Annotated in this window: 16 protein-coding genes; 12 read left to right on the top strand and 4 right to left on the bottom strand. The window is 59.9% G+C overall.

The features are described from left to right. The first annotated feature begins 35 nt into the window (after positions 1 to 35). A complete protein-coding gene (locus tag AWU82_RS07475) occupies positions 36 to 863 on the top strand; it encodes an EamA family transporter (protein WP_064381687.1) in 828 nt (275 codons plus the stop codon). A gap of 29 nt (positions 864 to 892) precedes the next feature. After that, complete coding sequence (locus AWU82_RS07470) at positions 893 to 1,654, top strand: SDR family oxidoreductase (protein WP_064381686.1); 762 nt, start codon at positions 893 to 895, stop codon at positions 1,652 to 1,654. Positions 1,655 to 1,691: 37 nt separating this feature from the next. Here AWU82_RS07470 and AWU82_RS07465 read toward each other — a convergent pair whose 3' ends face one another. After that, positions 1,692 to 2,660, bottom strand: coding sequence for an AraC family transcriptional regulator (locus tag AWU82_RS07465; protein ID WP_064381684.1), 969 nt, complete (start codon positions 2,658 to 2,660; stop codon positions 1,692 to 1,694). Positions 2,661 to 2,762: 102 nt separating this feature from the next. On the opposite strand from AWU82_RS07465, the gene AWU82_RS07460 reads away from it, so the two are divergent. After that, complete coding sequence (locus AWU82_RS07460) at positions 2,763 to 4,013, top strand: MFS transporter (RefSeq protein WP_064381682.1); 1,251 nt, start codon at positions 2,763 to 2,765, stop codon at positions 4,011 to 4,013. A 58-nt stretch (positions 4,014 to 4,071) separates the two neighbouring features. Here AWU82_RS07460 and AWU82_RS07455 read toward each other — a convergent pair whose 3' ends face one another. After that, complete coding sequence (locus AWU82_RS07455; protein ID WP_042610061.1) at positions 4,072 to 4,986, bottom strand: LysR family transcriptional regulator; 915 nt, start codon at positions 4,984 to 4,986, stop codon at positions 4,072 to 4,074. Between the two features lie 270 nt (positions 4,987 to 5,256). Here AWU82_RS07455 and AWU82_RS07450 point away from each other — a divergent pair, with 270 nt between their 5' ends. The 4 genes from AWU82_RS07450 (at position 5,257) to pgm (ending at position 11,482) form a co-directional block, all read left to right on the top strand. After that, positions 5,257 to 6,279, top strand: coding sequence for a zinc-dependent alcohol dehydrogenase family protein (locus tag AWU82_RS07450; protein ID WP_064381679.1), 1,023 nt, complete (start codon positions 5,257 to 5,259; stop codon positions 6,277 to 6,279). 545 nt (positions 6,280 to 6,824) lie between these two features. Then, complete coding sequence (locus AWU82_RS07445) at positions 6,825 to 8,279, top strand: hypothetical protein (RefSeq protein WP_064384099.1); 1,455 nt, start codon at positions 6,825 to 6,827, stop codon at positions 8,277 to 8,279. Positions 8,280 to 8,328: 49 nt separating this feature from the next. Continuing rightward, the gene (locus AWU82_RS07440) at positions 8,329 to 9,759 is read left to right on the top strand and encodes an aminotransferase-like domain-containing protein (protein ID WP_064381676.1); all 1,431 of its coding nucleotides are present in this window, start codon (positions 8,329 to 8,331) and stop codon (positions 9,757 to 9,759) included. 76 nt (positions 9,760 to 9,835) lie between these two features. Then, positions 9,836 to 11,482, top strand: coding sequence for a phosphoglucomutase (alpha-D-glucose-1,6-bisphosphate-dependent) (gene pgm / locus AWU82_RS07435; protein ID WP_064381675.1), 1,647 nt, complete (start codon positions 9,836 to 9,838; stop codon positions 11,480 to 11,482). Between the two features lie 61 nt (positions 11,483 to 11,543). Here pgm and AWU82_RS07430 read toward each other — a convergent pair whose 3' ends face one another. Next, on the bottom strand, positions 11,544 to 12,239 hold the full coding sequence (locus AWU82_RS07430; RefSeq protein ID WP_064381673.1) for a pirin family protein: 696 nt from the start codon (positions 12,237 to 12,239) through the stop codon (positions 11,544 to 11,546). 278 nt (positions 12,240 to 12,517) lie between these two features. Here AWU82_RS07430 and AWU82_RS07425 point away from each other — a divergent pair, with 278 nt between their 5' ends. Continuing rightward, positions 12,518 to 14,992, top strand: coding sequence for a UvrD-helicase domain-containing protein (locus tag AWU82_RS07425; RefSeq protein WP_064381671.1), 2,475 nt, complete (start codon positions 12,518 to 12,520; stop codon positions 14,990 to 14,992). A 57-nt stretch (positions 14,993 to 15,049) separates the two neighbouring features. Here AWU82_RS07425 and AWU82_RS07420 read toward each other — a convergent pair whose 3' ends face one another. Further along, positions 15,050 to 15,322, bottom strand: coding sequence for a DUF1652 domain-containing protein (locus AWU82_RS07420; protein ID WP_011334086.1), 273 nt, complete (start codon positions 15,320 to 15,322; stop codon positions 15,050 to 15,052). 263 nt (positions 15,323 to 15,585) lie between these two features. On the opposite strand from AWU82_RS07420, the gene AWU82_RS07415 reads away from it, so the two are divergent. Genes AWU82_RS07415 through AWU82_RS07400 form a run of 4 tightly spaced genes read left to right on the top strand, consistent with a single transcriptional unit; the run spans position 15,586 to position 19,373 of the window. Further along, positions 15,586 to 16,401: a helix-turn-helix domain-containing protein gene (locus tag AWU82_RS07415; protein ID WP_064381669.1), complete on the top strand. Its 816-nt coding sequence runs from the start codon at positions 15,586 to 15,588 to the stop codon at positions 16,399 to 16,401. Between the two features lie 51 nt (positions 16,402 to 16,452). Continuing rightward, positions 16,453 to 17,859, top strand: coding sequence for an NAD(P)/FAD-dependent oxidoreductase (locus AWU82_RS07410; RefSeq protein ID WP_064381667.1), 1,407 nt, complete (start codon positions 16,453 to 16,455; stop codon positions 17,857 to 17,859). Positions 17,860 to 17,886: 27 nt separating this feature from the next. Beyond that, complete coding sequence (locus tag AWU82_RS07405) at positions 17,887 to 18,231, top strand: cupin domain-containing protein (protein ID WP_011334089.1); 345 nt, start codon at positions 17,887 to 17,889, stop codon at positions 18,229 to 18,231. 56 nt (positions 18,232 to 18,287) lie between these two features. Then, the gene (locus AWU82_RS07400) at positions 18,288 to 19,373 is read left to right on the top strand and encodes a polyamine ABC transporter substrate-binding protein (RefSeq protein ID WP_064381664.1); all 1,086 of its coding nucleotides are present in this window, start codon (positions 18,288 to 18,290) and stop codon (positions 19,371 to 19,373) included. Positions 19,374 to 19,619: the final 246 nt, after the last annotated feature.

Here is a 19,619-nt window from a genome sequence, read left to right as displayed (position 1 = left end):
TGTAATCCGGCCGCTCAGGCTGTCTAGAATGGCCAATGCCTAATCATCTCGTCCTCCTTGTCCTGTTCGCCGCGCTGCTGCACGCCGGCTGGAATGCATTGCTGCGCGGCGGTGCCGATCGGCTTTGGTCGATGACGGTGATGTGCGTTGCCATCGCGATGGTCTGTGCAGTTGCCGCGATATTCATGGCGGCGCCTGCGCCTCAAAGCTGGGGGTATGCGCTGCTGTCGGCATTGCTGCACGTTGGTTACAACCTGTTTCTGGTGCGCAGTTACCGGGTCGGCGATCTGGGACAGATTTATCCGATTTCGCGCGGCTCATCGCCTGCATTGATCACGCTCGGCGCTGCGCTGTTTGCCGGCGAAACCATAACCCCCGGCCAGTTGCTCGGCATTGCGCTGGTGTCAGGCGGAATCATCTCGCTGGCCTTCCGGGGGCGCAGCCTGTCGGTGCCCAGCCTGCCTTATGCGCTGGGCACCGGTGGTTTTATCGCGGCTTACAGCGTGGTCGACGGCATTGGCGCCCGGCTTTCCGGTGCGCCGCTTGCCTACACGGTGTGGATGAGCGCTCTGTGGGGCGTACTGATGCCGGCGGTGTACATCGGTCTGCGCGATGCCCGCAGCCTGTTTTCGATCCGGCCCGGAATGCCCGCTGCAGCGATGGGCGGGCTGGTCTCTTTGATTGCCTATGCAATCGTTATTTACGCGATGAACGAAGCCCCGCTGGGCGCGGTGTCAGCCCTGCGTGAAACCAGCGTGCTGTTTGCGGCGCTGCTTGGCTACCTGTTCCTCGGTGAAACACTTACCGTCCGCCGGATGCTGGCCTGTGTGGTGATCGCCAGCGGCGCGATCATCATCGGCTGACTCGGCTTCATCTGCTCAGGAGTAGTTTCATGGTTAACGTCTCGCAGGCTCCGCTGATTCTGATTACCGGTGGCAGCCGAGGAGTGGGCGCCGCCACCGCCCGACTCGCTGCCGAGCAGGGCTACGACGTGGCGATCAGTTACGTTGCCAATGAGTCTGCTGCGCTGGCGGTAGCGGCAGATATAGAAGCGATGGGGCGCAAGGCGTTGGCGATGCGCGCCGACAGTGCCGATCCCGAGCAGGTTGCGAGTCTTTTTACCGCGATCGACCGCACGTTCGGGCGCATTGATGTCCTGGTCAACAACGCAGGCGTGCTGGCGCAGCAGTCACGCCTTGAGGATCTGGGTTTCGAACGCATGCAACGCATCTTTGCGGTCAATGCGCTCGGGCCGATTCTGTGCGCCCAGCAGGCTGTGAAGCTCATGTCTCTGCGGCACGGTGGTGCGGGAGGCGTGGTGATCAATGTCTCGTCGGCTTCGGCGCGTCTGGGCAGTCCAAATGAGTATGTTGACTACGCAGCATCGAAGGGGGCGCTGGAAACGTTCACCATCGGGTTCGCCAAGGAGGTGGCCCGTGAGGGCATTCGCGTCAACTGTGTCCGCCCGGGCCACATCTATACCGACATGCATGCCAGCGGCGGCGAACCGGGGCGGGTCGATCGGGTCAAGGACTCAATCCCGATGGGCCGGGGCGGGCAGCCAGACGAGGTGGCGCGGGCCATTTTGTGGCTGGCCAGCGCAGAGGCATCATTTGTGACCGGTACATTCCTCGACGTAACCGGCGGCAAGTGACTCAGAGGCGCGGATCCTTGACTCCTTGCGCTGGACTTCAAGTAGTCGCGGGCTGCCTCGCCTTGCGACTCAAACCCGGTGTCCTGCCCGTAATGCGCTTGAATGCACGACTGAAAGCAGCCTGGGATGTATAGCCCAAGCGCTGCGCCACCTCTTCAATCGGCAGCCTTTCGAGCGTCAGCCACTGGCTTGCAAGCCGCATTCGCAGTTCGGTCACGTAGCGCAGTGGAGTCATGCCAATCGTGACCTGGAAGCGCTCCGCGAATACCGAGCGCGAGGTATTGCAGTGCTCTGCCAACTGCGCAACGGTCCAGTCGCGGCCCGGTTGTTGATGGAGCGCAAGCAGTGCACCGGCCAGGCGTGGATCGCGTAAGGCGGCGATCAGCCCGGAAGCATTGCCGCAGGCGCACTCCACCCAGCCGCGAACAACCATGGCGGCCACCACGTCGGCCAACCGCGCGAGGATACCGGCGAACCCCACACGGGCGGCGCTGACCTCCCGTTCCATGGCGGTCAGGATCGGTACCAGCCCGGGGTAACGCTGGCCGCCGGCATCAATCAGCATCAGGCCCGGCATCAGCCGGCCGAGCCCATGGATACTGCCCAGTTCAAACTCCATGCAACCACTGAACAAGAGAGTGCTCGGCGTGGGGCAGGCATCGGTTCCGGTATCCACCGCACTGATGGTGTCACCCAAGGTTTCGCCGTCTAGACCGTCGATGTCTTGAACAGGCGCGTCCGGATGGGAAAGCAGTTGATGGGTCGCACCATGGGAGATGAACACGGCGTTGCCGGCAGACAGCGCGTAGGTGTTGCCGTCCTCCATTCGCAGTTCCGCATTGCCCACGGCCATGAAGTGGAACCAGGCGTGCCCAGGCTTTTGCGCGAAGCTCAATCCAAAAGTGGGACCCGCCTGGATACGCCGGTATTCAACGCCACGCAGGCGCATGCCGCGCAATAGTTCATTGATGAGGTCCGAGGAGAGAGCAAACTGATCTGCAGACATTGTTCAGGTGTTTTGATCAAAAAGTAGAGACTTTGGATCATAGATCATCCGATTTCCGGCGCCTAGACTTCGGCTCGCAATGAACATTGGGAGATCCGTGCAATGACTGACTGTTTAAGTAACACCGTATCCGACCGCCATTGCGGCGTCGGCGCGGACTTGGAACCTTCGACGCCCGCGTGGATGGCCGTCTTCTCGTTGGCAATGGGTGTGTTCGGGTTACTGACCGCTGAATACCTGCCGGCGAGTTTGTTGACGCTGATGGCTAACGATCTGGGAGTGTCCGAAGCGCTGGCTGGCCAGGCGGTAACGGTGACAGCCGTGGTGGCGCTGTTCGCGGGCCTGTTGGTGCCAGGCCTGACCCGCGGCATCGATCGACGTTGGGTGTTGCTGGGTTTTTCCACGTTGATGGTGGCGTCGAATCTGTTGGTCGCCGTTTCCTCCAGCTTCGCGGTGCTGTTGTTGATGCGCATCTTGCTGGGTATTGCCCTTGGCGGGTTCTGGAGCATGGCGGCAGCGGTAGCGATGCGTTTGGTGCCGAGTGCTTTGTTGCCTCGGGCGTTGTCGATCATCTTCAGCGGCATAGCGATTGGGACGGTCGTTGCGGTGCCGCTGGGCAGTTATCTGGGCGGGTTATATGGCTGGCGCAGCGCGTTCTTTGCAGCGGCGGCAGTAGGCATGGTGACCCTGGCTTTCCAGTCGCTCACGCTGCCGTGCCTTGCACCGCGCCGGCCGGCAAGACTGCGCACCGTTCTGGAGGTATTGCTGCGCCCGGGCATCGCCATGGGCATGTTCGGTTGTGTACTGGTGCACAGCGGGCACTTTGCGATGTTCACTTATGTTCGGCCATTTCTTGAAGGAACTACCGGCATCGGTCCGCAAGGGCTGTCGCTGATGCTGCTGGGGTTCGGCGTGGCGAACTTCGTCGGCACGCTGTTGGCCGGGAGGCTGCTGGAGCGCCACCCTCTGGCCACTCTGGTATTGATGCCCGCGCTGGTCGGCGTCGCAGCACTGGCGTTGGTGCTGTTGCCGGCGTCGGTGCCGGGGCAGGCGGTATTGCTGGCGATCTGGGGTCTGGCCTTTGGTGGTGTGCCGGTGGCGTGGTCGAACTGGGTCGCCAGCGCGGTACCTGATCAGGCGGAAAGCGCCGGGGGCATGGTGGTGGCCTCTGTGCAGTCCGCCATCGCAACGGGCGCGGCTGCTGGCGGCGCGATGTTCAGCCTTGGAGGAAGTGCCGCCGTATTCGTGGCGGCGGCCATGCTGATGCTGCTGGCCGCGTTACTGATTGCGCTGCGTGTCCGCGTGCCTACTGTCCATGGCGTTCGCCAGGCCAAGCCCGCGTTGCACCTTTGATCCGGATTGCCAAACCGTTTCGAACCCGTCCGTAACAAGGAGATGCCGCAAAGGAAGCCTAGAGACTGTCAGGGTCCCCAAAGAACATCTGAATCCGCGACCGCAACCACCGCTCCCCCGGATCATTATCCTGCGACCCACGCCAGGCCATGTGCAGCTCGAACGTGCGCGTCGGCAGCGGTGGGTCTTCGGCGCGCAGGCCGCCAGCGGCAGTCAGGGCTTCCGCTGTGTAATCGGGGACGGTCGCGACGATGTCGGTGCCCGCCAGCAGCGTACCCAAGCCGTTGAACTGCGGCACGGCCAATACCACGTGCCGTTTACGCCCGAGTTTTTCCAGTTCCTCATCGACGAAACCACTGAGGTCACCGGCAAACGACACCAGCGCATGTGGACGAGCGCAGTAATCATCCAGGCTCAATGGGCCCGGCACAGTATCGGCGCGCAGCAGTTTGGGGGCGCTGCGGCGCAGAACCTTGCGTTTGGCGTTGGCCGGCAAATCGGTGGTGTAGCTGACGCCGATGGAGATTTCGCCGGAGGCGAGCAGGCCCGGCATCAGAATGTAGTTGACGCGGCGTACCACCAGCACGATGCCGGGCGCTTCGGCGCGCAGGCGCTTGAGCAGCATCGGCAACAACGCGAACTCGACGTCGTCCGACAGGCCGATGCGAAACACCGAGGTGCTGGTGGCCGGGTCGAATTCCGCCGCGCGGCTGACGGCGGTCGAAATCGAGTCCAGGGCCGGGGAGAGCAGGGCGAAGATTTCCACCGCGCGGGCGGAAGGCTCCATGCTGCGCCCGGTGCGCACAAACAAAGGATCGTCGAACAGGCTGCGCAGACGCGAGAGCGCCGCGCTGATCGCCGGTTGTCCGAGAAACAGCTTTTCCGCTGCACGAGTCACGCTGCGCTCATGCATCAGCGTTTCAAACACGATCAACAGGTTGAGGTCGACACGACGCAGGTCATTACGATTCATCTGGAGTCCTGGCAGAGTCATCAAGCTTGACGAGAGTGGCCATATGAGAACAATGGCCGGCATGAATCTTACGGGGAAAGGCTGGTACTCTGCACCGGGTAATTCAGCTTTACTGAGAAGGTGGCAGCAGTTTTTTCATGGATTTTTTCAATGCTGGCCATGCTGCGGAATCAATGACAGGCATGTCGACTATTAATAGCCACTGATAGTCGTGGCTGGAAAGCCCAGATAGAGTTCATGGCATTAGAGGTTACTTTGACGAGGTTTGCGATGTCCCGCACGATCCGTTTTCACAAGTTTGGTCCGGCCGAGGTGCTCAAATGCGAAGAGCATGCGGCTGCTCAGCCAGGTCCTGGCGAAGTGCAGGTGCGTGTCGAGGCGATCGGCATCAGCTGGTATGACACGCTCTGGCGTCAGAATCTGGCGTCGTCCCAGGCGCGCCTGCCTTCAGGCCTGGGCCATGAAATGGCCGGTGTGGTCACAGCCATCGGCGACGGCGTCGAAGATCTGGCAGTGGGCGACAAGGTGGCCAGCTTCCCGGCCGAAAGCCCCAACGATTACCCGGTCTACGGCGAACTGATCGTTCTGCCGCGCACCGCGCTGACCCGTTATCCGGACGTGCTCAGCCCGATTGAAGCCAGCGTGCATTACACGCCGCTGTTGATCGCCTATTTTGGCTACGTTGACCTGGCACGAGTCAAACCCGGGCAGTTCGCCCTGGTGACCGACGCCAGCCACTGTGCCGGCCCATCCTTCGTCCAGTTGGGCAAAGCACTGGGTGTGCGGGTGATTGCCGCCACCAAAACGGCGGAGGAACGTGAGTACCTGCTGTCTCTCGGTGCCGAGAAAGTGATCGTCACCGAAGAAGAAGACCTGTTGATGCGCATCAACAAGATCACCGACAACCGTGGTGTCGACGTGGTGTTCGACGGTCTCGGCGGGCCACAGATGTCGCTGCTCGGCGATGTGCTGGCACCCCGTGGCAGTCTGGTGCTGTACGGCTTGCAGGGAGGCAACCAGACGCCGTTCCCAGCGTGCGCAGCGTTCCAGAAGAACATTCAGTTTTTCGTGCATTGCATCGGCAATTTCACCGGCAAGCCGGAGCTCGGCATCATTCAGGATCACGTCGCCCTGCAGCGTGCCTTGCGTGATATCAACCAGCTCACTGCCGACCGTGTGCTGCTGCCGCTCAAGACCCGCGTGTTCCCGTTCAACGAGTTTGTCGAAGCTCACCGCTACATGGACGAGTGCCCATGCCGCGAGCGGGTTGCCTTGCAAATCGAAACTGCCTGACCTTCCCGATCAGAGTCCGTGGCCCCACGGACTCTTGTGCGTTTTATCCTTCAGACACCGAGAATCCCTGGGTCAGACACCTGGGGACGTTCAGCAACTGAACTGGTTTTTACTCTCGATCTGTATCTTCTAATTGCCCTCCAGACCCTGATAATTGAATGACTACTTTCATCTCAAGGAATGAGCTATGTCTGTGCATTCTATTTGCTCCGTGCAATATCAAGCGGCTGTTTATCATCGCGCCTCAAACTTTTGTTTAATGTTTGTAGGGGTGCCATGTAATCCTTTCTTTTTTTCTTGTGCTCATCATGTGCAGGGGCTTGTAAGAAGTTTCCTAGGAAAACGCGTTCTCGCGAAGGGCCCAGTAACGGCGCGGCTTTCAGGCTTGCCGTTGGTCAAGCACAAGTGCCGCGCGCTCAACTGTTTCAAATAACTACAAAAACTTAAGTGTTAGCATTTCAGCGTCTATTAATTAATGAAGAATGATTGTGCGTTCACCATTCGTGATCGCGCGATATAAACCTTTGATACCGGGTGAAGTACTGATGAGCACGATCCATGATCAGGCAATGAATTATGTCTACCAGCAAGTATTGCAACGATTGCTGAGTTTCTTTTCCCGTGCTGAACGCACGGCGTTGCAGTTGCTGATCCAGAGGCTGGCGGTCGCTGCCGGGGGCATGGATCGCATCGGTGATTTCAAGGTGTTGGCGATTCAATCGGGCACGCGCGATTGTTGCTATAGCCTGGCCCTTTTACGTGCAGCCCAGCTGAGCATTGCCGGGCGTGCACCGGCCACGTTTCAGTTGCGGGTCGCTACCCTGCGCAGCAATGGCGTACCGGCTTCGGCATTGCACAACCTGCATCGCTGTTTCAGTGCGCTGTTTCTGCATGACGACCCGAGAGTCGAGCTGTTGATGGTGGATCATCGCGAGATCCTGCCATTCAACCATCTGGCGCCTGTCTGCGACGAGGGGCGCGAGGCCGGCAGACTCAATCTGCTGATGGTGGGGCACCGCCGCGGATGGGATGAGGCGCTGACCCTATGGGATGACCTGTACCTGAGCACCGCCGAGTTCTACGGTCAGGTCGCCCGCTGGAACAACGGGGTCGACGCATTGATCAGCAGCGACAACGCACTCCGTCAGGAGCAGTTTCTGGATGGGCTGGAGCGGGCGGTCCGCAAGGTTGGCCTGGGCGAGTTGTCGCGCAAGGGTGGCGGGTTCGAAGAGCTGTTCTGTCTGCTCGACAGCCTTGGCGGTGATTGCTATCGCGAGCTTTATAGCCAGGACGACCGGGTGCCGTGGCGACCGCTCGGTGAATTCGAAGCCTGTCGCCGTACCAGCTATATCGGTATCGACGATATGGTGGTGGGCAAAATGGAAGAGCGGTGGCCCTTGCTCAGCGACTTCCTCGGGTTTCAGGCAGACGACCTGATGCTTGAAGCGCGTACCGGCGAGTGTGCCGATCCTTTGATCGGCGCCTATCTGAAAGGGTTGCAGGCCAGTTACATCGAAGGGCGCACCTATGAAGCCGGGGTTTCGGAGTATCAACAGCAATGCCTGGCGACGATGCGTCGCAGGAACACGCCGGAGCAGGTTTGTGAGCGGTTTGAATCCGCGTTCGCCAATCTGGCTGATCTCGCAGAGCACCGATCGCTGGCGGCGGCTGCCCTGCAGAAGAACTTCGACCTTGATGAGCCGCAACTGGTGTGCCTGTTGTTCGCACCCTTCATCAACGCAGGCGCCGGCCTTGAGCGATTCCTGCGCACCTGTCATCCGGGGATGCTGGTCGCCATGCCGGAGCTGCACCGCGCCATGCAGGGCCTGCATGCGCCGGAGCAGGTGCTGCAGTGGATGACAGATGTCAGCGGCTTGCCCCTTCGACTGATCAGCCGGTTGTACGCAATGGAAGCGGTCCCGATGGGCGATCACCTCGCAAAAGCGCCCGAGTTGCCCGAGCATGAAGTCACGCTGGGCGACCGTTCGGCGGAAGGTTGAGTGTGTTTGTATTGCTCGACCACGGGGATCTGCTTGCAGGCGCCCGCTCATGAGTGAGTCGCGAGGATCCGATTTTGCCTATCAGGCGGTCTATCGTTACCTGACGCAACTGATCAGCGAACCGGGTAGTGAAGGCGCGATTCGACTGCCATCGTTACGGCAGCTGGCCGAGCGGCTTGGCGTATCGATCTCGACCATTCAATACGCCTACGCATTGCTGGAAAAAGAAGGCCGGGTCTATTCCGTGGCCAAGTCGGGATATTTCGCACAGCCGACATCGGTGGTCATGCCGCCCGGACGCGGCAGTGATTTGCTGGAAACGGTCTACGTCAACGCCAGGTGCACCGGGATGCAGGTACTGAGTGCCGATGAACCGGCATCGATCCAGCCCCTTGACCGGCCTTTGCTGATGCTTGAACGAGAGCTGTTGCGCCAGTATCCACGACACTTGCAGACGCCGGCCCAGCCTTGCGGCGAACTGGAGCTGCGCACGCTGCTCGCCGCCCGCTACACCTCATCGGCCGACCATTGCTGGCACGCCGAGGACGTCTATATCGGTGCCGATCTGCGTGGGGTGCTGGAGATCCTGATCGCTGTCCTTGAGCTGCGTCACTCGACGGTGGTGGTCGAGTCGCCATGCGACTGGATGATCCTGCGCCTGTTCCAGTCCGCCGAGGTTCGGGTGATCGAGCTGCCGCTTCAGCCGGACGGCGCCTGCGATCCGCAGAACCTCCAAAGGTTGCTTGAGAGCGAGCGGGTGCGATTGATCCTGCTGTCCTCCAGATTGAACATGCCGCACGGCAGCCGTATCCCGCCGGCCTGCCGTGAGGCCATCGCGGATTTGCTCCTGAGTCATGGCACCTGGCTGCTGGAAAATGATTGTCATGGCGAATTGCTGGACGACGCTGAAGGGGACCCCCTGCGTGAGCTGGTGGATCCCGACCGTCTGCTGGTTTTTTCCATGTTCGAAAAAATCATCGGGGTCGAAGCGCCCTACGGTTTTGTCATCTCGCGACAGTGGCGCGCAGACCTGCAGCGTCATTTCCTGCTGCGTTCGTTTCGTCTGTCGCCGATCCGCCAGAAGGCCATTGCCCGGCTCTATGCGAGCGGGCGAGTCGACCAGCATCTGCCGGTGCTCAAGCACTTGCTCAGGGAGCGTCGAACGCAATGGATCGATTTGATGCGTGAGCGTCTGGGCGACATTGTGCAGATCGTCGAACCTCAGGGAGGCGCAACGATCTGGCTGCATTCTGCACATCCGATTGCGATGGACACGGTGTTTCAACGCTTGCTCAAGCAGCATGTGTTGATTGCGCCGGGGGAGCTGTTCAGCCTTCAGGGGCTGCACGCGCAATACATGCGCGTGAGCGTGACGGGCAGCGCCGAACACGAGTTGTTAAGACTTGTCGGACTGCTTGGGGATGCGTTACGACTGGCTCCGCGGGCGGATGCTCGAAAACACCCGGCCTGTATGCAATAGACCCCATCGCACTCTGGACGAACTGCCAGTAAACTCGGTTTCAATTTCCTGAACCACTCTATTTCAGAGGTTTTGCATGACACTCAGTCCTTTTGCGGGCAAACCGGCACCGGCAGAACTGTTGGTCGACATCCCGCGACTGGTTACGGCGTATTACACCGGGCAACCCGACGCCTCGGTTTCCACCCAGCGCGTGGCGTTCGGCACCTCCGGGCACCGGGGCAGTTCCTTTGATTTGAGTTTCAACGAGTGGCACGTTCTGGCCATCAGCCAGGCAATCTGCCTGTATCGCGAAGCCCAGGGCATCACCGGGCCGTTGTTCGTCGGTATCGACACCCATGCACTGTCGACCCCGGCCGGGGCCAGTGCCCTGGAAGTGCTGGCGGCCAACGGTGTGACCGTGATGATCGCCGAAGGCGATGAGTACACCCCGACCCCGGCGGTTTCTCACGCCATTCTCTGCTACAACCGTGGTCGCACCACGGGTCTTGCCGACGGCATCGTCATCACGCCGTCGCACAACCCGCCTCAGAGCGGCGGTTACAAGTACAACCCAACCAACGGTGGCCCGGCCGATACCCACATCACCAAGTGGATCGAAGCCAAGGCCAACGAACTGCTGGCCAACAAACTGGCCGGCGTCAAACGCATCAGCTACGAGCAGGCGCTCAAGGCCGCAACCACCCACCGTCACGACTACGTCAACACCTACGTGGCCGACCTGATCAACGTCATCGACTTCGATGCCATTCGCGGCGCCAAACTGCGCCTGGGTGTCGATCCGCTGGGCGGAGCAGGGGTGCGCTACTGGTCGGCGATTGCCGAGCACTATCGTCTGGACCTGGACGTGGTGAACAAGGAAGTCGATTCGACGTTCCGCTTCATGACCGTCGACTGGGACGGGCAGATTCGTATGGACCCATCGTCCAGCCATGCCATGCAAGGCCTGATCGGTCTGAAAGAACGCTTTGACGTGGCCTTCGCCTGCGATCCGGATCACGACCGTCACGGCATCGTCACGCCGTCCGGCGGCCTGCTGGCACCGAACAACTACCTGGCCGTGTCGATCGACTACCTGTTCCAGAACCGTCCGCAGTGGCGCGCCGATGCGGCCGTGGGCAAAACCGTGGTCAGCAGCGGTCTGATCGATCGCGTGGCCAAGCGTCTGGGTCGTCGCCTGTACGAAGTGCCGGTCGGCTTCAAATGGTTCGCCGATGGTCTGTTTGACGGCTCGCTGGGTTTTGGCGGCGAAGAAAGCGCCGGCGCCTCGTTCCTGCGCAAGGACGGCGGGGTCTGGAGCACCGACAAGGACGGTCTGATTCCAGCCCTGCTGGCCGCTGAAATGACCGCCCGTACCGGCCGTGACCCAAGCCAGGCCTACCGTGCGCTGACCGACGAGCTGGGCGAGCCGTTCTCGGTGCGTGTCGACGCCAAGGCCAATCCAGAGCAGAAAGCCCTGCTGAGCAAACTGTCGCCGGAGCAGGTCACCTCGACCGAACTGGCGGGCGAGAAGATCCAGAGCATTCTCAGCAAAGCGCCGGGCAACGATCAGGCCATTGGCGGTCTGAAGGTGATGACCGAAAACGGCTGGTTCGCCGCACGTCCGTCGGGCACCGAAGACATCTACAAGATTTACGCCGAGAGCTTTATCGGCGACGACCACCTCAAGCAACTGGTGGCTGAAGCGCAAATGCTGGTAGACGGTGCGATCAGCACCCAGTAAATCCAGGCAACGGAAAAGGGCGACCCTGAGGTCGCCCTTTTTTGTACCCGCGATTCGCCGATCAGGCCAGATCCACCAACACGATCTCGCTGTCTTCAAGCGCCGTGACGGTCAACACCTGTTCATCAGCCACTGCCACACCGTCTCGAGCTTGTGCGCGCAAGCCGTTGACTTCAATGACACCCGTAGCGGGAACCAGATACGCCCGGCGTCCGGCATCAAGGCGATATTCAGCGGTTTCACCGGCCTTGATATTGGCCGCCACCAAACGCGCGTCGGCGCGGATGCGCAGGCTCTGGTCGTCACCAGTCTTGCCGCTGGCGAGCGTTACGAAACCTTCCCGGTCGCCTTTCGGGAACGGTTTGGCGCCCCAGGACGGCGGCGCGCCGGTTTCGGTCGGCAGAATCCAGATCTGGAATATCTTGGTATCCGTGGCTTCCAGGTTGTATTCACTGTGGGCGATCCCGGTGCCGGCGCTCATCACTTGCACGTCGCCAGCCTCGGTGCGGCCCTTGTTGCCCAAGTTGTCCTGGTGGGTGATCGCACCTTCACGCACGTAAGTGATGATTTCCATGTCGCGGTGGGGGTGAGTCGGGAAGCCCGTACCCGCGGCAATGATGTCGTCGTTCCACACGCGCAGGTTGCCCCAGCTCATGCGTTGCGGATCGTAGTACTCGGCGAACGAAAAATGGTGATGGGCATCCAACCAGCCGTGATGGGCGCCGCCCAGCGAGCTGAAGGGTCTGAGTTCAAGCATGATCGTCTCCTCAAAAGGTTCGTCATGGGGCGTGATGCCTGAGCCACGAAGCGAGACCGGTGATTGATGGCACGCATCATCTATCAGTCAAACATCGATAAAAAGCGTAAAAAGTGCGGCATTCCAATCGAATCAATGGATATATAAAAAGCTCGAAACCGTCTCATCCCACCTTCAATTCATCGCCTAAACCAATGACCTGTAAGCATTTCGCTAGAACAAAAAAGCAAATGCAGACACCATAGCCCCCCACAGCCTCACATCCGGAGTCCGTCAGCGTGGCGCAACACACCCCCGATCTTCCTCCCGAACTTCGCCCCCTGGCCGAGATGCCCTGGTTCAAACGCCTGGCGGCGCGTTTCTTAGGCCACGGCCTGACGCAACTGCGCGCCCAGCACCGAGCCTCGTGGCTGCATGGTCAGGCCGATGGCTTTCGCAGCGGACATACCGCCGGCGTGGATTACGGGTACAAGGAAGGCAAGGCGGACGGGCTGGAAGAAGGCCGCCAGGTTTTGTTGATCCGCGACAGCCGTAATACCGAGCATCGTCCTCCGGGTATCGATAATCATCTGTTCGACGACTGGCGCCTGCCGCTCGGCGCAGAACTGAAGAAACGCATGAAAGCCGACGTTGCGCGTCTGTTGCCAGCCCACGCCCAGCCGAGCGTTGCGCAATGGAAGATGATTTTCAGCGATACCCCGTCAACCTCGGTGATTGCCGGCGCCGGAGCCGGCAAATCGACCACGCTGGTGTTGCGGATCCTGCTGCTGACTCACTATCTGGGCTTCGAGCTCGATTCGATGACCGTGGTGACCTTCACCCGCGAGTCGCGCAGGGACTTCATCAAAAAACTGATCGAACTGTTCGCGTTGTGGGGCCGGGCACTGAGTCAGAAAGACGCGCGGGATCTGGTGCGCACCTTCCACTCGCGGATCTTGCCGATGGTTCGCAGCCTGCCGGGGTTCGAGCGCTTGCAGGCATTCGAAAACCTCAGCCACCGCCCGCAGGGTGGGGAAGAAGACGTCGACAGCAATCCGTTCGATCTGCGTATCAACGACGCGCAGCGCCAGCAGCTCAACGCGTGTTACCACCGTCTCTACAAAGAAGACCCGCGCTTTGCGCAACTGATCCAGCCGCTGTCCCGGCACGCCTTGCAGCTCAAGGAGCTGGAACGCGATCATCCGGATGTGCAAAAGCGCGTGGCCGTGACAGAGCTGGCCGCTCGCCGCGATGAAGAGCTGTGCGACATGATCGAGGACATGTGGCTGCGTGCGGGCGCCTGGCCGATCAAGGGCATCGAGCCCAGCCGCCAGACATTCGAAATCAACGGCGCATCGTTCCATTGCCACGGCTACATCCCAAGTCTGGATGCCTGGGTTGTATTGGGTTTCGACCCTCGGGAAAACCCGCAGGTCTGCCGTCCCAACGCCAAGCTGACGGTGCGTGCAGAGTGGGCAGTCAAGCGCACCCTGTTTCAAGCTTTCTGTCGCAAGCCACTGATTTGGCTGGATAATTACGAATCTTCAAAGCGTTTATTGGCCACGCTAGCAGGCGATGTCAGCGCCGGTCCCGGCTTCGATTACAAGGTCAAGGGCGAGCTGGCGTCCGCGCCGTTGCTCGACTGTTTTGTCGCCGCCGCCGGTTTTATCGAGAACCTGGGCCTGGATGTGCCGGACGCCGTTGGCCGCATGAGTTTCGCCAAGGATGATCCGGACCGGTTTTTCTTCGAGGCTTTAAGTCTGTTCTGGCGAGCGCTGGAAGATCACCTTCTGGATCAGAAGCCGCCGGTCATGACTTACAACCGGATGTTCGCGCTGTTCAGCGAGCATTCACCGGAAAACTTCAAACTGCTCAGCGATGAGCTGTTGCGGCCAATGTCGCACCTGATGATCGATGAGTTTCAGGACGTTTCGCCGCAAATCGTCTCGTGGATTCGCGCCAGTCTCTCGGAAATCCGTAGTCGCGGCCCGTCCATGCACGTCGGACGAGGCGCGCAGCGATCCTCGTTGCTTTGCGTAGGCGATGACTGGCAATCGATCTACGGCTGGCGCGGCAGTTCGCCGAGCTACTTCATGGAATTCAACAAGGAATTCCCGTCGCCGAGAACGACCCGGGTGATGCTCAGCGACAACTATCGCAGCCATCAGCACATCATCGACGCGGCGGAACACATCGTCCGGGCAGCGCCGGCGATCCCGGGCAAGAAGGCCAAGGCCAGCGGCGAGGAGAGGCCGTTGCAGCCAGTCAACGTGCTGGAGCGCGACGATCAGGCACTCGGCCAGCGCCTGGCGGAACACTACCGCAAGGGCGATTCAATCCTGATGCTATATCGAAAAAGCAGCGATAAATTATTGATAGAGCAGCATATTCAGTCTGTAGTTAATGTGGATTCGAGCTTGCCGTACGAGTCCCGCCGACTGAAACAACTGACCTATCACAGCGCCAAAGGTCTGCAGGCCGACGCGGTTTTTCTGCTGGGCGATTGCCAGCACCTGACCAGTTCGCCATACAAGAATCAGGTGTATCGCATGGCCGGACTGGGCAAGGCCGGCGACAGCGAGCCTTATGACAGTGCGCAAAAAGACGAAATCCTGCGCCTGGCCTACGTCGGCATCACTCGCGCAGTCAGCCATTGCTACTGGTACGTCGAGCCGCAAGACACGCAGGCAGTCAACATGCCTCGAGCTTCCGACCGGGTTGCCAAAGGCAAACCGTTCTTCGTCGATCATCGTCCGGAAAAGAAAACGGCCTGAATCCAATGCCCAAGAAAAAGCCCGCGCAAAGCGGGCTTTTTATTTTAAATCAGCTAGTTATGCATAACTCTTGAGAGATTCCGGAGGAATGAATGCCTCCAGCTCGTCCTCGACGGCTTCGATTATTCGCTCCACATCCGCCGCGTTCATCACTGTGGCACAGGGGATGCCGGCGATCGCGATCAGGGTTTCGCCGCTGGCCCGATCGAACAGACGCGCGACCAGACTGCCCGGCGCATCCATGGTCGCCTCGAAACCCATGGGATGAAAATGCCAGCGCATCAGCTGGCAGGCATTGGGAAACGTGACCTTGCTTGACCCTTTATTCATGTGTTGCCCGCCTTCTTCATCGAGCGCTTCCGTTCGCTCATGGTAGGTGGGAAGAGCCGTCATTGGCCCAACCGGTGATTGCCTTTAAAAGTAGCATCTGGATGTGAAGTTCCTGTGAGAATTTTCAGTCGATTTAGCGATTGCCGGGATTTTTTTGATGTAAGTCACTGTCCATCGCCATCTTCGGCAAAGTGCTATCACTGTCGGTTATTGAAGCAACATCAGAAGTTGGGCAAGCTCGATTCTTTTTCCACGAGTCTCTTATGCACGCCGATGATGACGGCCCGGAACAGAGCCGGGCCACGGCCGAAACGGTCATGCGCTATCACCTGTGCTGGAAACACCGGGACCTGGATGGCGTCATGGCGCTGTACCACCCGGACATCCAGTACAACGATTTCTTCCAGAACCGCGTGCTCGGCCTCGACGAGTTGCGCGAGTACGTCCGGGTCAGCATGCCGCGCGAGTCCGACGAAGCGCTGGAGCATTGCGACCGCATCCGTATCGACGGCAACACCGCCTTCATTCAATACGAAGTGACGTTGCGCGGTGGTAACGGGCTGGTGTCGTTTCGCTCCAGTGAAGCGATCACGGTCAAGGACGGACAGATCTGGCGGGTCAACGAATATGCGTCGCTGGTGCGCGAACAGGCCGACAGCTTGACGGCAACCCGCCAGCGCCCGGCGACGAGTCGCCTAGGCCTGTCGCCCCGTCAGCTGAGTTTCATGGCCGATGACTTGCAACAATACTTCCAGCGTCAGCAGCCTTATCTCGATCCGGAACTCGATCTGCAACGGGTGGCGAAGGAGTGCGGGTACAGCCGTAACCAGATTTCCTACCTGTTGAATCAGGTGCTGGGGCAAAGCTTCTACCGCTACGTCAATCAGGCGCGCCTGCAACATCTGTTGCAGGCGCTGGACAACGCCACGCCGCCGCTGCGCATCGATGAACTGGCCTTCGCCGCCGGTTTCAATTCGCTGTCGGCTTTCTATAGCTGCTTTCGCCAGCACACCGGCCAGTCGCCCAAGGCCTACGCGAAGCAAATTTCTTTGCGGACACGCGCGCAAGACAATCCCTGAGTTCTGCCTCTAGGATCGACGCCATCGAAACCTGGATTGGCGGAGTCTTGCATGCCGGCGTGGCGCACTATCAGTTTGTGGATGGATCAACTCGACGAGCCGCTGACCGCGCGCCCGTCGCTTGCGCAGGACCTGGACGTCGATGTGGCGATCATCGGCGCCGGTTACACCGGACTGTGGACTGCGTACTACCTGAAACAACAGGCGCCGAGCCTGAACATCGCCATCATCGAAGCGCAAACCGCCGGGTTCGGCGCGTCCGGTCGCAACGGCGGCTGGCTGATGGGTAATCTGTTGGGTGAGGATCGCCTGCTGGCAGGGCTGTCGCCACAACAACGCCGTGCTTCATTCGACCTGTTGCACAGCATTCCCGATGAAGTGGAAATCGTCCTCGAACGCGAAGGCATCGACTGTGATTACCGCAAGGGCGGGGTGCTGTACTGCGCCGCGCGCTATCCCGAGCAGGAAGCCAGTCTTCGCGACTACCTGAAAAAGCTCCACGCCCAGGGCCTGACCGACGACGATTACCGCTGGCTAAGCCCGGAGCAACTGGCGCAGCAACTGCGAATCGCCAAACCCTATGGCGCGATCTTCGCGCCGCACGTGGCGACCATTCACCCGGCGAAACTGGTGCGCGCCCTGGCGCGAACCGTCGAAAGGATGGGGGTGAAAATCTACGAAAACAGCCCGGTGACCCATTGGCAGGCCGGCAGCCTTCGTACCGACAAGGCCGGCGTGCGCAGCCGCTGGATCGTCCCGGCCATCGAAGGTTATTCCGTCACGCTGCCGCCGCTGGGCCGTTATCAATTACCGGTGCAGAGCCTGATCGTCGCCACCGAGCCGTTGTCCGCCGCGACCTGGGACGCAATCGGCCTGAGCCGAGGCCAGGCTTTCAGCGAGTTCAGCCGTCAGGTCACTTACGGCCAGCGCAGTGCCGACAACCGGCTGATCTTCGGCGCCCGTGGCGGTTATCAGTTCGCTGGCAAGCTGCGCCACAACTTCGACCTGACCCGCGATGAAGTCGAGCTGCGTCGCTACCTGTTCGGCGAACTGTTCCCGCAGCTCAAAAACGTGCAGATCACCCACGCCTGGGGCGGCAACCTCGGCATGTCCCGGCATTTCAAACCGCACATGCTGTGTGACCGGGCCAACGGCATCGCGCTTTCCGGTGGATATGGCGGTGAGGGTGTCGGCGCCTCCAATCTGGGCGGACGGACGCTGGCGGATCTGATTCTTGAGCGCGACACCGAGCTGACGCATCAGCCATGGGTGTTGCCCGATGGCGGGATCCACGCACTGCGAGCGTGGGAGCCCGAGCCGTGCCGCTGGCTCGGCTACAACGCAATCATCAAAAGCTTCGTCCACGAAGACCAGACCCTGGCCAATCCGGCGACCGCACCCTGGCGGCGCAAGCTTGCCCGCCAGGTGGCCGGATTCATGGAAGGTTTCATGCACTAAACGTTTTACTACGAGACAGGTAACGCCATGAGCATCACCCAATTCAAGAACACCGCCACGTTGCAACTGGATGAGTCCAATCCGGTGGCCGTACCGCTCGGCACGCCGGTAGCGATTGCATCGACCACCAGCGTCGAGCGCGACGACGGCGTCGAAACCGGGGTCTGGGAATGCACCCCGGGGCGCTGGCGCCGGCAGATCACCGCTCAGGAGTTCTGCCATTTCATTTCCGGTCGCTGCACGTTCACCCCGGACGACGGCGGCGAAACCCTGCACATACAAGGTGGCGACGCACTGATGTTGCCGGCCAATACGCTCGGGATCTGGGACATCGAGGAAACCGTGCGCAAGACCTATGTCCTGATTTTCTGACGTTTTGATCCTTTTGATTGCCTGCCAACAACAATAGCCAATACAGGAATCGATCCATGATCCGAAAGACCCTCGCGCTCGCACCTTTGATGCTCGCCGTTTCCCTCGCTCAGGCTGCGGATACGGTCAAGGTTTACAACTGGTCCGACTACATCGCACCGGACACCGCCAAGAACTTCGAAAAGGCCAGCGGCATCGGCGTCACCTATGACGTCTACGACAGCAACGAAACCCTCGACGGCAAGCTGATGACTGGTAAATCCGGTTATGACGTGGTGTTTCCCTCCAACCATTTCATGGCGCGGCAGATCGAGGGCGGTGCGCTGAAGAAGCTCGACAAGAGCCAGTTGCCCAACTGGAAGAACCTCAACCCGGTGTTGCTCAAGGCCTTGCAGACTAACGATCCGGGCAACGAACACGGCTTTCCGTACCTGTGGGGCAGTACCGGCATCGGCTACAACATCGCCAAGGTCAAGGCTGTGCTGGGTGACAACGCGCCGGTGGACTCCTGGGACCTGATCTTCAAACCCGAATACATGGAAAAGCTGCAGAAATGCGGCGTGGCGATCCTCGACAACGGCCCGGAACTGCTACCGGCAGCGCTCAATTACCTGGGGTTGCCGCACCACAGCAAGAATCCGGAAGACTATAAAAAAGCCGAAGCGCTGCTGATGAAAGTGCGGCCGTACGTCAGCTATTTCCACTCCTCGAAGTACACCAGCGACCTGGCAAACGGTGACATCTGCGTGGCTGTCGGTTTCTCCGGCGACATCCTGCAAGCGGAAAACCGCGCCAAAGAGGCGAAGAACGGCATCGACATCGGTTACGAAATTCCCAAGGAAGGCGCCGCGATCTGGTTCGACATGGTCGCCATGCCCGCCGACGCGCCGGACGAGAAGGCCGGCTACGCATTCATGAACTACCTGCTGCAGCCCGACGTGATGGCCGGCATCAGCAACTACGTGCACTACGCCAATGGCAACGAGCAGGCCGATAGCCTGATCGACCCGGCGATCAAGAATGACACCAAGGTGTATCCGAGCCCGGAAATGATGGGCAAGCTGTTCGCGCTGGAAGCGATGCCGCTGAACATCGACCGGATCCGCACGCGGGTGTGGAACAAGATTCGTACTGGCAGCTGAAGAAAAACAGGCGAGGGCGGCACAGCCCTCGCCTGATTATGTTCTGTCGGAATTACTTGATATCAATACACTGGCATCGCACTGATAAAGTGCAGCAAAGTGAGACGTTGCTAACAAAAAACAACTTACCGATATTTAATATTTAAATAAGAAATCGTCAGACAATTAGGCAGGCTCACCAAACTTACAACATTCTTTCGGCGGCACGCGCTTTGTTTACGGGAGTTTCCCGGAACAGTTCAATTT

The organism is Pseudomonas glycinae (genome assembly GCF_001594225.2).
GTDB classification, from domain to species: Bacteria; Pseudomonadota; Gammaproteobacteria; order Pseudomonadales; family Pseudomonadaceae; genus Aquipseudomonas; species Aquipseudomonas glycinae.
This window is presented reverse-complemented; position numbering and strand designations above follow the sequence as displayed.